Source organism: Pseudomonas sp. RP-B7 (assembly GCF_059803535.1).
In genome coordinates, this window is record NZ_JAPFHC010000024.1 from 63,757 (window position 1) to 78,275 (window position 14,519).

General features: G+C 56.1%; 13 protein-coding genes. 6 read left to right on the forward strand and 7 right to left on the reverse strand.

The window, feature by feature from the left end; genetic code table 11:
* Positions 1-19 precede the first annotated feature (19 nt).
* Positions 20-1,381, reverse strand: coding sequence for an MFS transporter (locus tag OPU96_RS20490; protein WP_498559575.1), 1,362 nt, complete (start codon positions 1,379-1,381; stop codon positions 20-22).
* A 337-nt stretch (positions 1,382-1,718) separates the two neighbouring features.
* Between OPU96_RS20490 and OPU96_RS20495 the strand changes: the two genes are divergently transcribed.
* The 3 genes from OPU96_RS20495 to OPU96_RS20505 all read left to right on the forward strand — a co-directional run bounded on the left by OPU96_RS20495 (position 1,719) and on the right by OPU96_RS20505 (position 5,513).
* Entirely contained in the window at positions 1,719-2,429 is a 711-nt protein-coding gene (locus OPU96_RS20495) for a FadR/GntR family transcriptional regulator (protein WP_498559576.1), read from the forward strand.
* A 5-nt stretch (positions 2,430-2,434) separates the two neighbouring features.
* The gene (locus OPU96_RS20500; RefSeq protein WP_498559577.1) at positions 2,435-3,136 is read left to right on the forward strand and encodes a tRNA (adenine(22)-N(1))-methyltransferase; all 702 of its coding nucleotides are present in this window, start codon (positions 2,435-2,437) and stop codon (positions 3,134-3,136) included.
* 319 nt (positions 3,137-3,455) lie between these two features.
* Positions 3,456-5,513, forward strand: coding sequence for a methyl-accepting chemotaxis protein (locus tag OPU96_RS20505; RefSeq protein WP_498559578.1), 2,058 nt, complete (start codon positions 3,456-3,458; stop codon positions 5,511-5,513).
* Positions 5,514-5,604: 91 nt separating this feature from the next.
* Here OPU96_RS20505 and OPU96_RS20510 read toward each other — a convergent pair whose 3' ends face one another.
* Complete coding sequence (locus OPU96_RS20510) at positions 5,605-6,060, reverse strand: VOC family protein (RefSeq protein WP_498559579.1); 456 nt, start codon at positions 6,058-6,060, stop codon at positions 5,605-5,607.
* A 132-nt stretch (positions 6,061-6,192) separates the two neighbouring features.
* On the opposite strand from OPU96_RS20510, the gene OPU96_RS20515 reads away from it, so the two are divergent.
* Positions 6,193-6,819 (forward strand): glutathione S-transferase family protein, encoded by a 627-nt coding sequence (locus OPU96_RS20515; RefSeq protein ID WP_226455086.1) that lies wholly within the window; start codon positions 6,193-6,195, stop codon positions 6,817-6,819.
* A 58-nt stretch (positions 6,820-6,877) separates the two neighbouring features.
* On the opposite strand, the gene OPU96_RS20520 is transcribed toward OPU96_RS20515, so the two are convergent.
* Both OPU96_RS20520 and OPU96_RS20525 read right to left on the reverse strand, forming a co-directional pair.
* Entirely contained in the window at positions 6,878-8,131 is a 1,254-nt protein-coding gene (locus tag OPU96_RS20520) for a hypothetical protein (RefSeq protein ID WP_498559580.1), read from the reverse strand.
* 69 nt (positions 8,132-8,200) lie between these two features.
* The gene (locus OPU96_RS20525; RefSeq protein WP_192296870.1) at positions 8,201-8,563 is read right to left on the reverse strand and encodes a hypothetical protein; all 363 of its coding nucleotides are present in this window, start codon (positions 8,561-8,563) and stop codon (positions 8,201-8,203) included.
* A 189-nt stretch (positions 8,564-8,752) separates the two neighbouring features.
* On the opposite strand from OPU96_RS20525, the gene OPU96_RS20530 reads away from it, so the two are divergent.
* Both OPU96_RS20530 and OPU96_RS20535 read left to right on the forward strand, forming a co-directional pair.
* Positions 8,753-9,481, forward strand: coding sequence for a hypothetical protein (locus OPU96_RS20530; RefSeq protein WP_498559581.1), 729 nt, complete (start codon positions 8,753-8,755; stop codon positions 9,479-9,481).
* Between the two features lie 395 nt (positions 9,482-9,876).
* Complete coding sequence (locus OPU96_RS20535; protein WP_498559582.1) at positions 9,877-12,321, forward strand: hypothetical protein; 2,445 nt, start codon at positions 9,877-9,879, stop codon at positions 12,319-12,321.
* 83 nt (positions 12,322-12,404) lie between these two features.
* On the opposite strand, the gene OPU96_RS20540 is transcribed toward OPU96_RS20535, so the two are convergent.
* From OPU96_RS20540 to OPU96_RS20550, 3 genes are all read right to left on the reverse strand, one after another.
* The gene (locus OPU96_RS20540) at positions 12,405-13,172 is read right to left on the reverse strand and encodes a PP2C family protein-serine/threonine phosphatase (protein ID WP_498559583.1); all 768 of its coding nucleotides are present in this window, start codon (positions 13,170-13,172) and stop codon (positions 12,405-12,407) included.
* The gene (locus OPU96_RS20545; protein ID WP_498559584.1) at positions 13,169-13,927 is read right to left on the reverse strand and encodes a serine/threonine-protein kinase; all 759 of its coding nucleotides are present in this window, start codon (positions 13,925-13,927) and stop codon (positions 13,169-13,171) included. The genes OPU96_RS20540 and OPU96_RS20545 overlap by 4 nt, the downstream gene beginning before the upstream one ends.
* Before the next feature lie 323 nt (positions 13,928-14,250).
* On the reverse strand, positions 14,251-14,481 hold the full coding sequence (locus OPU96_RS20550; protein WP_226455091.1) for a DUF6124 family protein: 231 nt from the start codon (positions 14,479-14,481) through the stop codon (positions 14,251-14,253).
* Positions 14,482-14,519 lie beyond the last annotated feature (38 nt).

Sequence of the window (14,519 nt, forward strand, 5' to 3'; positions counted from 1 at the left end):
GGCAGGTTCCTAAATAGGTTCAGAGAGGTTTGCTGATGGCCGCGCCGCTGGGCACGACGCTGGGTGCCGCCAGCGCGGCAGAGGGCGAAGTCTTGGCAAAAAACACCAGGATCGCGGCCAGCACCGAGGTGCCGGCCAGGCCGTAGAGGCCGCCCTGGATAGACCCGGTGGTCTGTTCCAGGAAGCCGAACGTGGTCGGCGCAACAAAGCCGCCCAGGTTGCCGATGGAGTTGATCAGCGCGATCACCGCCGCAGCGATGCGCGCATCCAGGTAGCCCTGGGGAATCGGCCAGAACAGCGACGACGCCGACTTGAAACCGATCGCCGCAAAACAGATCGCTACGAAGGCAAACACCGGCCCGCCGGTGGTGGACATGAACATGCCCGCCGCCGCAATCAACAACGCCGCCGCAACCCACGCCTGCTGGAACTTGAACTTGCCCGACAGCGACGCGAAGGCGTACATGGCGATGATCGAGATCAGCCACGGGATCGAGTTGAAGAAACCGACCTGCACGTCACTCAACTCACCCATCTTCTTGATGATGCTCGGCAGCCAGAACGTCGCGGCGTAGATCGTCAACTGGATGCAGAAGTACAACGCACAGAACAGCATGATCTGGCGGTCCTTGAGCAGCTTGCCGATGGTCGGCTTGACCGTGCTCAGCGCTTCACGATCGCGTTGTTCCTGGTCGATGGCGTTGACCAGTGCGTCCTGCTCTTCGCGGCTCATCCATTTCGCGTCGTGAGGCTTGGAGTCGAGCCAGAACCACACAAAGAACCCCAGCGCCACCGAGGCCAGGCCTTCGATGCCGAACATCCATTGCCAGCCGTGCAGGCCGAAGCCTTCGATCTGCAACAGCGCCCCCGACAAGGGGCCGGAAATCAGCGAGGCAACCGCCGAGCCACTGAGAAAGATCGCGATGGCCTTGCCGCGCTCAACGCCGGGCAACCAGCGGGTGAAGTAGTAGATCACCCCCGGGAAGAAACCCGCCTCGGCCACACCCAGCAGAAACCGCAGGATGTAGAAGTGGGTTTCGTTCTGGATGAACGCCATCAGCGTGGCGACGATGCCCCAGGTGAACATGATGCGGGTCAGCCAGATCCGTGCGCCGACCTTTTGCAGGAGCATGTTGGAGGGCACTTCGAACAGCGCGTAGCCGATAAAGAACAACCCGGCGCCGAAGCCGTAGGCCGCTGCGCCGATGCCCAGGTCATGCTCCATGTGCGTGCGCACGAAGCCAATGTTGACCCGGTCGATGTAGTTGAGGATGAACATAATCACGAACAGTGGCAGCACGTGGCGCTTCACTTTGCTCACGGCGCGCGCGAGGACGGGATCACTGGTTGAAGCGGCGGATGCATGGCTTGAATGGGTCACAGTTCAAAACTCCCCCTGATTGTTTTTATGCGGGTTTGTGCGTCTTGTTGATAGACATCATACAAGTGCTTTTCTTGAAGCCGCAATCGGGCGCTGTGATTTTTGTTTTTATAAGGCCGTAGGGGTTATTGATGTTTTGGTTATTTGTCAGTGTTTGCTGGGTTTTTTAGGCTGTTTGGTGGGTGTGGATAGGTGTGGATGCCTTGGCGATGTGTTTGAGTCTGTGCCAAGCAAAAAATAGTCATCATACAAGTTGTGTGGGATTTTGAATCTGCCCGGCCTCGTCTGCGGGCAGGGTGTTAAGCTCCCACCAGCCCAGCCCCGTGGACCCGTAACGATGCCCAATGAAAACGGAACGCCTGTCCGTAAACGTTCCAACAACCTCGCCCAAGGCGTGCTCGACGCGCTGACCCAGCGCATCCTGCTCGGGCAATTGCAGCCCGGTGAAAAGCTGCCATCCGAATCCACCATCGTGGCTGAACACGGGGTAAGCCGTACCGTGGTCCGCGAGGCGCTGTCCAAGTTGCAGGCCTCGGGGCTGGTGGAGACACGCCACGGCATCGGCACCTTTGTGCTCGCGCCGCAAGCGCAATCCGGCCTGCGCCTGCATGTGGACACGGTGGCCAGCGTGCGCAGCGTGCTCGAGTTGCGCTTGGGCCTTGAGGTGCAGGCGGTGGCGCTGGCCGCACTGCGCAGGAGTGATGAACAATTGTCGCGCATGCGTGTGGCGCTGAGTAACTACCAGGCTTGCCTGGCCAACAACGACAGTTGCGTGGAAGCAGACAAGCGCTTTCACCAGTTGATCGCCGAAGCCACCGGCAATACCTTCTTCACCGAAATCATGCTGCACCTGGGCAATGCGATGATTCCGCGCACCCAGGTCAAGGGCGCCGAGCGCGGCGGCGCGGACTTCGCCCAATTGGGCCAGTTGGCGCACCTGGAGCATGAGGCAATCTTCAATGCGATCAAGCGCCAGGACCCGGACGCCGCACGCGCCGCGATGGTGCTGCACTTGAGCAACAGTCGCGATCGTTTTTCGGGAGAGTAGGGCAGTTGAACGAACACACTTTATCCATGCGCCTGGAGCGCGTGGCGGCGAACGTGCCCGCCGGTGCACGCCTGGCCGATATCGGCTCCGACCACGCTTACCTGCCGGTGGCGTTGTTACGTCGTGGCGCAATCACCGCGGCGGTGGCGGGCGAGGTGGCGGCTACGCCCTTTCACGCGGCGCAGCGCACCGTGCGTGACAACGGCCTGGAACAACAGGTCAGCGTGCGCCTGGCCAAAGGCTTGGCGGCCATCGAGCCGCAAGACGGCATCACCGCGATCAGCCTGTGCGGCATGGGCGGCGAAACCATCCGCGACATTCTCGCCAGCGGCAAGGCGCACCTGAACGGCCGCGAGCGGCTGATCCTGCAACCCAACGGCGGTGAGCAACCGTTACGCCAATGGTTGATGGACAACGGCTACGCCATCCTTCACGAGGAGCTGCTGCACGAGAACCGCTTCTACTACGAAATCATCGTCGCCGAGCGCGGCGAGCCCGTGCGCTACAGCGCCGAGCAACTATACTTCGGCCCGTTGCACTTGCAGGCCCGCAGCCCGGTGTTTTTGGCCAAGTGGCAACGTACGCTGCGCGAGAAACAAAAGACCCTGGCCAGCCTTGAACAGGCGCGCCAGGCGGGGCTTGAGGACAAGTTGCAAGCGCTTGCGCGGCACGTCAGCTGGATCAACGCACTGTTGAAAGGCGAGTGAAAACAAAATGTGGCGAGGCCGCTTGCACCCTCTCCACAAGCACAGCGTTCGCCCTTGACTGACTGGCACCAGGGCCCGCTCCAGATCCGTTGTTTTGTACCAATGGTTACGCCTGTGAGCGGTACTGAGTGCTTTTGCCCCATTTCAGGGCAAGTGGCGTGCGCTTTTTGTGTGCCACCCCGCGTAACTCAAGCCTCCCACCCTACGGCCCGTATCTTGCTTGAGCCAAGTTAATCAATGACATGGCGTTTTGCCGTTAGTCATTTCAAGGCTTCACCGTGCGGTGCACCGCGTGGGTCGTTTTAGGGAGTGGTCGGACATGCACAGCTTTTTATCACCCGGTATCCGCCTACTCGGCCGTTTTGGTTTCGCGCGCAAGTTCCAGATCCTGTTCTTCCTGTTCATGCTGCCCCTGGCCGGCAGCCTGTGGATGATCGGGCAGGACTACCGCGCCAAATTGACTGTGATCTCCAGCGAGCAGTCCGGCGTGCGCCAACTGCTGGCGATGGACGCGCTGGACGCCCAGCTGACCGCCCAGCGCAACCTGGCCGCACGCTGGAAAGCCGCCGACATCCTGCACGCCCCCACACCGGCGGCGAAGGCGGCGATGGACAAGGTCGATGCCAACTTCCCGGTGCTGCTGCAAAGCCTGCAAACCCTCGGCGAGGCGCTCAAGGCCCAGCATGCCAGCGCCGATATCCTGACGCGCTTCGAGGCGTTGCAGGCCACGGTCAAGGGTATGGATTCCCAAGCCTTGCGTACCGTGGGCTGGTGGCCGGACGGCTATGATCGCTTCACCGCAGCCCTGACTGCGATGCAAGCCCTGCGCGAACAGGTGACCCTGGACACCGGCCTGATCCTCGACCCATGGCTGGAAACCTACCTGCTGATGCAGATTTCCACCCAGCACACCCCCGACCTGATCGAGCGCATCGGACGCATGGCCAGTGTGGGCCAGTCGTCCATCGCGTCTGGCCAGTTCACCCTGCAAAGCCGCTTGCAGATGCGCGACCTGCGCGGCCGTATCGGCGATGCGCGGGATCAGTTGGTCAAGGCCGCCGCCTCGCTCAAGGCCAAGCAATACGCGGGCATCGAGGCGTGGACCGCGCAGTACGACAGCAGCCTGCAAGGCCTGGATAACCAACTCAAGGTCCTCGACGACGGCGTGTTCGGCGGCACCATCAAGCTCGATACCACAGCGTTCGAAAGCAGTGTCGATACCATGCTCGACAGCCTCGGCGCGCTGCGCAACCAGACGCTGAAGTCCCTGGATGCGCGGTTGAGCTATTACCACAACCGCTCGCTGCAGCAGATCATTCCCGTGGCGGCGACGTTCAGCCTACTGGCGTTGGCGGCGCTGTACCTGTTTATGTGCCTGCAAGCCTCGATCCGCCGCAGCGCCAGTGGCATCACCACCCTGGCGGAGTCGCTGCGTGACGGCAACCTGTGTGTGGAAGTGGCGGTGCAAGGGCGTGACGAACTGGCGGCGATCAGCACTGCGCTGAACGTCGCAGTGGTGCAATTGCGCACCAGCCTGCTGGGGGTCAATAACGAGACCCAGCAATTGGGCTCGGCGGTGCTCACCCTCAATTCGCAATCAGGCAGCACCCTCAACGAAGTCGAAGACCAGCAACAACAGATCAGCCAGATTGCCGCCGCCGCGACCCAGTTGGCCGCCACGTCCATGGGCGTCGCGCGCAGTTGCGAACAAGCCTCGGGCAGCGCCCAGCAGACCCGGCGCATCGCCGAAGACAGCAGCCGCGACAGCCAGCGCACCACCGCGAGCATCCAGCAGCTCAACCGGCGCCTGACCGACACCGCCAATGCCTTGGAGCAAGTCAGCCAGCAGGGCCAGCAGATTCAATCGGTGGTCGACACCATCCGTGGCATTGCCGAGCAGACCAACCTGCTGGCGCTCAACGCCGCCATCGAAGCCGCCCGCGCCGGCGAACAGGGCCGTGGTTTTGCGGTGGTGGCCGATGAAGTGCGCAGCCTGTCGCAACGTACCCAGGCCTCCACCGCGCAGATCGCCAGCACCGTGGACAGCCTGCGCGCGACGGTGAGCCAGGCGGTCACCCTGATGGGCGCCGCGTGCGAGCAAGCGCTGACCGATGCCGAGTCCGTCACCGGGCTCGGCACGCGCCTGGGCGAGATCGCCGGCGCGGTGCAGAACGTCACCGACACCCTGGCGCAGATCGCCACGGCGGTAGAAGAACAGGCCGCGACGGCGGATGAAGTCAGCGGCAATATCCAGCAGGTGGACCAGGCGGCGGGGCGCTTGCTTGACGGTGCACGGGCGGTCAACCAGGCGGCCGATACCTTGAGCAAGGGCAGCCAGGCGTTGAGTGATAACACTGCACGGTTCCGGCTGAGCTGATCTCTGTTTGTGTCGCGCGCTTGTGTGGGAGGGGGTGAGCCTCTTCCCATCTTTGAGTGCCTTTCAGCATTTCGATGGGAGCGGGCGGCGATCAGTCAAATGCCTCTGCAATAAAGGCTTCCAGCGTTGCCGCTTCGAGGATTTCCATGGAGAAATGCCCGAAGCGCTTGGGCAACCAGATGATGCGTCCGCCGGACGGCGATTGCAGGTTTTCGCGGGCGAGCGGTGTGCCGTTTTCGTCTTCGGGTTGCACCCCAGCGGCGACCAGTTCGTCGTAGGCGATTTCGATGTCCGGCGTGGTGTAGCAATGCCGGTAAATCATCCCTTCGCCGTGGGCGTCCAGCAATGCGCGCAAGCTCCCCGCAATGGGCTGGACCAGCATGAAGCGCTCCTGCCCCAGCAGCACCACGGCATACCGCACGTGCAGGCCGCCGCGTTCCCACACGAACGTCTTGGAGATGCGGGCCTTGAGGATGTGCGCGTAGTAGGCGCAGGCCTCGTCGAGGTTTTCGACCAGTATGTCGACGTGACTGAATTTCAGATCCATGGTGCCTCTCCGTACGAGCCGATCCCCATCGTAACCATGGCGCCCGTCACACTGAAATATATTTCCTGGCACTCCAGGCCAGTGGCGTAGTCTCTTGCTCAGTCATTCACTGTCGCCCAGCGGAGCCACCCTATGATCACCGTCCACCACCTCAACAACTCCCGCTCGCAGCGCATCCTCTGGCTGCTCGAAGAGCTCGGCCTGCCGTACCAGATCAAGCGTTACCAGCGCGATCCGAAGACCAACCTTGCACCGCCTGAACTCAAGGCCATCCACCCGCTGGGCAAATCCCCGGTGATCGAGGACGGTGGCCAGGTGCTGATCGAGTCCGCCGCAATCATCGACTACCTGATCCGCCGCCACGGCGCCGGCCGCCTGCAACCGGACCCGGCCAGTGCCGCCTACGACCAGTATGTGCAATGGCTGCACTTCGCCGAAGGCTCGGCGATGTTGCCGTTGATGCTCAACCTCTATGTCGGCCGCCTGGGCGAGGCGGGCGCGCCGTTGCATCCGCGCATCGAATCGGAAGTGGCCAATTACCTGGGGTACCTGAACGACGTGCTGGGGCAGACGCCGTACCTGCTTGGGCATGAGTTGAGCGGCGCGGATATTCAGATGAGCTTTATCGGCGAAGTCGCCGGGGCGCAGGGCAAGTTGGCGGCGTATCCGCACCTGGCGGCGTGGGTGCAGAAATTCCAGGCACGCCCGGCGTATCGCAAGGCAGTGGAGCAAGGTGGCGAGTACGCATTCGCCAAATAACCCCCCTGATGTACACCAAACGGGCCCGCTCACTACGGGTGCGTCGAGGCAGGGTGGGTTAGCGGACTACTTCGAGCGCGGTGTATTCATTTACGTAATGGGTTTGGCTCGAGGTCGATTCCAGCGTCAGGGCCACGCCCAGATCTTCGATGAACACGCGTGAGGTCTTGTAGTCGCCCTGGTCGCAGGCCAGTTTGATCGCGTCACCGGTCAAGGTTGCAAACACCTGGCGCGCCGGAATGCGCGCACCGACGGTGCAGGTCAATGACGTGTCGATGGCCTTGTCGGTCGGCCGGGCGGGCACATTGACCATGTGCAACTTCGCGCTCAGCGTCTGGCCCTGGGTCCAGCTGGCGGGGATGTGCAGCTCGGCTTCACGGGTTTGCAGCACCCGGCCATCGCCCACGCCGTTCATTTTCGATTTCAGCTGGATCATGTCCGCCTGCGTCAGGCGGTCGACGTTAAAGGTCTTGCCGTAGACCTCGTTCTTCACCAGCAAACCACCCTCGGCCTTGAACGTGACCGAAGTCGGCTGGTCCTGGCTGCCATCGCCTTTGCGGGCGAAATAGGTGTAGCTCAGTGTCTTGAACTTGGGTTGCAGCAGCGGCGAGTCGAGGCGCTGGAGCACGTTGGCCGGCACTTCGACATCGCCGATCTCTGTTTCGGCCTGCGTGCGTGGGTAGTCCACTGGTGCAATGTCCGGCCGCAACTGCGCCAGCAGCCCCGCGTTGACCCCGCCCTGCACCGAACAGCTGATGCGCGATTGCGTGCCTTGCTTGCCTTCCGGTTCGACGATCAGCACACGCTCCACCTGGCGCAGGCCCGGCGCCTTGCCCGGCTGCGGTTTGATCGACAGCCAGCCGTTGCCGACCTTGAGCTCGCTGCGGGTGTATTCCTTGTCGCCTTTTTGCAGCGAGCCGGGCTGCTCCAGCAACGCGGTGAGGCGTTGTGCGACCTCATCGACACCGCCATCGACAATGAAGCCCCAGTAATAAAACAGGCCCAGCGCGCCAAGGTCGGTGACCTCATCGTTGTACGACAGCAGCTTCAGCCCGCCGATGGCCGGCGCGCTGACCGGCACCTGGTTGGCCTTGTGGTCGGCACGGTTTTTAACCGCGATCCAGGTGAAGTTCTTTTCCTGCTTGAGCGGCGCGTAGGCCTGCCAGGCGTCGCGGTGGCTGTTCAGGCTGCTGAAGAAACTCGCATCGCAACGGGTGAAGGCCTTGAGCGTGTCGGTCAGCGCGGCATCGCTGGCGTGGGCAGCAGTGGGGAGCAGCAGGGCACAGGTCAGCAGGGCGAACGGCAACTTCATGGGGCGGGATTTCCTTATCGAAGGGCGGGGAGCAGGGTCGGGCATTATCCAGCAGTTGGGCGCCGGGCTCTAGTTGGCGGAGCGGGTCAGGCGCAAACGCCAATTGCCGCCGTGACGGGCTTGGCAGTCTTCTTCGCAGTCGAACTGGACGCAGCGGTTCAGCGGCACGGGCGCGATGTCGGCAGCGTGCAGGGCCGTGGCGGTGAGTTCGCGGATGCGCGTGTCCAGGCCGGTGGCCAGGGCGTGGTCGCGGTGGGCGCGGGTGTCGAAGACCCAGGTGATCACCAGGCTGCGTGGGAAGTCGGCGTAGTTGACCGTATGAGTCAGCCACTCGAAGCCCGGGATTTCGGCTTTGGCGGTTTCGCAGGCTTCGGTCAGGCTGGCGACGAGGCTGCGGTCGATGCGCGCGCTGTCGCGTTTTGAGAGGGCCATGGAACGCTCCGGAAAAAGGCAAGGGCCGCAGGTTAGCAGGGGCCGAGCGCAGTTTCAGCCATGGCACTGCCCAACGGTGGGAGGTGCCGAGATTGAGTGAGGCGCCGATGGGGTCGCTTCGGTCAACCTAAAGCTCACTCTATGCCCGTCGATAACCTGTAGGAACCCACCGATCATGGATTGATTGAAATGGTACTTTCCGTCAGCTCGACCTTCATCCCGCCAGCAAACACCCAGCTTACGCCTTCTGAACAGAAGCTCGAGCCCCAGCCGCTGACAGATGCCAACCAGGACACCCTGGCAAATGCCTCGCCCGCAGTCATCTACCATCCCAATGAAGACACCAGCACCACGGTGAAACAACTCGAGGTCGTCGACACGTGGATCGGCCGCTCCCAATCCCCGGAGTTCCCTCGATTCGCTGAGATTGCCGCTGGGGCGCATGGAGCGCTGAAAGCCTCTTTCCAGGCATTCCAGGCAACGCTGTCGAACAGCGCTCCCGACTTGGCCAGCAAAAAATATGGTTTCACTGTTGAGGCCGACGGCAACCTCAAGGTACTCGATACCGCCGCGCAGCTCAGCCGCTCGGACACCCAGCGGCTCACGGATCTGCTAAACAAATCCCTTGGCCTCAAAGCCGCCGCCGTTTCTTATCGAGATGCGTCTATCGATCTGGTTGACGCCGATTCACCGTGGTCGGGCAGCTACATGGGTTACTACAGCCTGACGAAGGAAAACTTCGCCAGCACTATTGATCTGGCGCCCTTGCTGAAAGACACGCGCACCATGGTTCCCGCAGAGTTCAAGGACGCGACTTTTTTCACTCAGTTGTCCAATAAAGGCGAACGGGCCACGCGCGAGACGGAAAGCGCGATGCTTGAGCGGCGAGCAGCGCAGCGGTTCTCCGCGATGGCCTGATTTGCGGGCGGGTAGGTGATGGTTTGGGGCGGTTAGTGCTGTTTGCGATTGGCTGCTTTTGGCCGGTAGCAGACGCTAGCGACAGGCAGCTATCGGCCAAAAGCGGACGCTGATGACAGGTCAGCTTCCGGCCAAAAACAAACGGAGGCTGACGTGAGCTACAGGGAACATAGCTGAACGTCGAACTCGACAAGAAGAGGAATGCACCCGTCCTCCCACCTCCTGAGTCGTTGCAGCGACTAGAGCTTTCTCTAGTTGATGGCAGACGCCTTCGATTTATATCGATTTTTGCGCTCCCGCGCGTTAATGCGCACATGGACATTTGAGCTGATTAGGTCTTGACTGAGTCTGGCCGCTAAGTGAACAACATAGATCACCGCAAAGGAACGCCCCCCATGAATACAGATAAAGCATTCAGAGCGTTTTTAGAGATCAAAAGATATGCTGAAGCTAATGCTGACTCGATCATCACAGAGCAGGATGCGCGGTTTCAATTAATCGACAGGTTTTTGATGGAGGTGCTTGGCTGGCCTAGAGAGTCTTTTAAAACTGAGCCTCATCTAGATGATGGGCGGATCGATTATTTGCTGCAGTATGGGGATCGAAATCGTTTTGTTGTTGAAGCAAAGCGAAGCGAAATCTCTCTTGTTACAACGAAACAAGAAAAGCGTGCGTATTATAAATACGACGGACCTGCGGCGAAGAATGCGCAGTCAACATTAAGGCAAGCTGAAATATATTGTTTAGACGTTGGCGTACAATTTTGCGCACTAACTAACGGATATGAATGGATAGGTCATTGGCCGATAAGAGGTGACGGCAGACCTAAAAAAGATTACAAAGTGGCGACGTTTCCTAATCTGAAGTCAATAGAAGATGATTTTTCCGAATTTTATGAGCTTTTCTCTATAGAAGGTGTAACGCAAGATCTATACAAATATTACTTCCATGAAAGTGAAGGTATATCTGTAACGCAATCGGAGCTTCTTCAGTCAGCAAAGATAGATTCTCAATCATCAATGATGAGAAAAACTGACTTAGCCAGGGATATCGACAAAGTATTTTCGAGTTTTTTTAGCTCAATGTCTGGCGATCATGATCCTGACATGCTCATCAATTGCTTTGTTGAAAGCAAAGAAAGCAGAGAAACAGACATTCATCTTGAAAAAATTGCAAAGAACATTGTGGATAGTATCTCTTACGTCGACTCGAATCCACATTATGGGCTGGAGGCAGATATACGTGACGCTGTAGCAAGCGAGCGCGGCGAATTCGCCTTAATTATTGGAAACAAGGGGGCTGGCAAATCCACTTACATTGATCGTTTTTTCAAGGTTACTTTAAATGATGAACTCAGATCCAAATGCCTTGTTCTAAAAATTGATTTGCGGGATTCGCCTGGTAGCATTGAAGGCATTACTGCCTGGTTAGACGCTCGGCTAGCTTCGATTTGTGAGCAGGCATTATTTCCGAATGAGCCAGAGTACGACGATTTACGGGGTGTGTATTGGCGCGAGTATAAGCGGTGGTCTACTGGCGAGATGAAAGAGTTATACATTACCAACAAATCACAATTTAAGATAGATTTTGGCAAGCATATTAACAAACAGCGACTTGAACAACTGGACTTGTATTTAAGTAATTTGCTATGGCATTGCGTAGGAGCTCGACAGATGATGCCATGCTTGGTGTTTGATAATGCAGATCACTTTTCAAGAGAGTTTCAAGAAGCGGTTTTTCAATACGCACAAGCTATATTTAGATCCATCAAAAAGTCTTTTGTCATATGTCCAGTCACCGATAGAACTATTTGGCAGCTTTCTAAGCATGGACCATTTCAATCATATAACTATAAGGCATTTTATTTGCCAACACCCTCGACAAAGGAAATACTTCAAAAGCGCGCTGCCTTTGTACAAACAAAACTTGACGACAATGATGCCGGCCAAGCAACTCGCTATTTTCTGACGAAAGGAATAAGGGTTGGCCTGCAAGACTTAAAAGCCTTCGTTGCTTGCATTGAAACCATTTTTATCGAAACCGAATATATATCTCGACTGATTAGCTCGCTGTGCAATTACGATATCAGGCGGAGTCTTGAACTCACGAGAAAAACGCTTGTTTCCCCTCATATCGCAATCGAAGACCTGATAAAAACTTATATGTCCCAAGGGCAAAGGCTTCGCATTCCAACTTCAAAAATAAAAAAAGCGATTTATCTTGGTGATTACACCTGTTTCTCTCAAGAGGACAATGCCTTCATACTCAACATGTACGCCATTCACGCCGATCATATTTCTTCGCCGTTAGCTAGACTCTCGATCATGCAGGTGTTGAAGAATAAGAGTGCAGTGACTGACGACATTGAATCCAAGTATCTTGAAGTTAATCTTTTGATGGATTACTTGGAGCCCATTGGTTTGGCCCGAAAAATTACACGCAGGCATTTGGACGCTCTTTTTTCCTATAGATTAGTCGAAGCATACGACCCAACCATGGAGACTCTTGAGGATAATACGCGGGTAAAAATCACCCCATCTGGATTAATCCACATAGAGCTTGCATCAGATGATGCTACCTATGTTGAGCATGTTGGACTATCAACGCCAATCCGATCATGTGACGCGCTATTTAAAATACGAAATTTACTAAATTCAAAAAAGCTGGATGCGGGTGACTGGGCACATTTGGCAGGAATGTTTGTAGAATATCTAATTACTCAGGACGAAATTTTCTGCCCCGGTGCTTCGGCACTCAGTGGGCAAGGCGTCATCCGTTCAAGTTTGCGCTATCACATTAGGGCTGAAGTAATGAACGGCTATAGGCAACCGGGTGCTTAGCTTTACAGTTATTGCATTTCAAAGAGAAATAAGCTGGCTACAATTAAGCTTGCACCTAATGCAGCCAGATTTAACGTAAAATTCTAATCGAAAAGTTCAAGCTGTGGTTTCACTGTCAATTTAACAGCCACAAGCGAACAATCATCCGTGGGCACCATCCGTACAATACGTCTACGTAGGTTTGCTGCGAATCGGCTTGGATCTTCCAGAGTACTTTCCAAAAAGCGAGGCCTCAACTCCCACGGGTGATAAGCGCCATCAGACATAATGAACAGACTAACACTTCCATCATGCGCACAAATTTGGTCATATCTCAAAAAGATCTCTTGGAAACGCAAGTTTATTTTTTTTGATATGGCCGAAAACAGAGTGTTTTTCCCGCCAGCCTCTTTAAGCTCAGAAGGTTTGTATAGACCTTCGTCTATAAGCATTTGATGCTGGGTATGATCTTTAGTGACTTGAATAAGCTTGCGATCACTTTTCAAATAAACTCGACAATCTCCAACATGTCCAATTTTTATACCCTTCTCTCCCGCATAACAGAAAGTTAAAGTAGTCGCGGCATCATAGAAACTAGGATCTTCATTAGTTAGATTCGAAACGCGAATTTTGATCTGATCAAATATTTGTTCAACAGCATCAGAGCTTTCGAACGCCGCCGGTTGCAAGCTTATCAAATATTCGATAGCAGACTCGGATGCGCTGCTTGCCCCAGCATACGACCCGACACCATCTGCAATCGCCATCAGAAATCCGCTACCTACTTTGCGTGGCGGCAGAACAGAATCTTCATTTTTCCGCGTTAGCTCTTTCGGAAATGAGAATACACTTGAGCTTAATAACTTAATCATTTGGGCTCTCCTGAGATGGCGGCAACAAGCTCATTTCGCATTTCTTGAACTTCTGCGTAACGGTCGGGTGGGCGCCGGGCAGTGCTTTTCATGTAGACTTTATGAACGCCTGGATTTTCCAACATTTCCAGATCCTCTAGCAGCACACCGAACGCGAAAATATCGGTCCTTTTGCTGTAATCTCCTGCAATGGATATTTCAGGAGCCATGTACTTAGCGGTGCCCATTGCTGTTGCAATTTTTGTGATAACTTCGGATTCTGAGCTTTTATCCAAATTTTTGACTAGCCCAAAATCTGACACTTTGTAAATGCCATCCTTGAATCGGAGAATGTTGGAAGGCTTTATGTCCCGATGTAGATAATCCAAAGAATGCAAATATATAAGACCATCCGCTACCATCATTAGTACATCGATTTTCTGGGAGGGCGTCAGTGTCCCTTTTTCGATATCCTTCTGCAGATCGCCCGCCGCGAGATCCATAATAAACCATGGCTGGTCTGATTTGAGATCGCACAGATAGATGTTCGCTACATTAGTATGCACGCAGGAAGCCTGATATGAAACCTCGCGGGCAAAGCGTCTTCGGAACTCATCGCGAAGTTCTGGCTCGAGATCGCTAAGGGATTTGCGGGCATACTCACCGCATCGATGATCGGCAATATTGAACAGCTCAATTTTTTCTACAAAGCCAAAGCCGCCTTCCCCGATTCTTTTAATTATTTTGTATTTGTAGTTTCCGTGATAGCCATCCATTCCCTGATCCACGCTGTAACGATTAGAACCGACTGGGTTGAAACCCCGATGCTGATAATGTACGCCGCGTCAGTGACGCTCACCCGCGGACGGCATCATAATGCCATAAATCATGGGCGTGCGCGTTTACACGCCCTCACACAAGCGTTAACCGGTGCTAAGCCGATACCTTCTGTAATCGGCAGAGTGACTGCTTTTGGCCGAAAGCAGCCTTCCCCAATCTGGAAAAAGGGCACGGAATTACTGTCCTGAAAAACAACCCGTCCCTTTTTCAACCCTCCAATTCCGCTTCCAGTCGAATTAGCACCCCGAATGGCAAATGCTCATCCGGAACAAGGCGTCTCACGGTCCAAAAGCTTGGCGGTGAGTAGCACGCCCAATTCACTCAGCTGATGAATGGCCAGCGCAATGTCGCGCTGCTTGCCGTTCAACTCTTCGGAAAGGTCGAGCAGCAGGGTGCTGACCGAGGTGAAGGTTTCGTAGCTATTGGTGATGAGAGCTTCATTGCTTGCGCCGGGAGCGACGCTAAAGAGACCGGTTGAATCGTTAGTCATGGTTAAGTTCCTTGCTTGGGGCCACTACCTCATCGCTA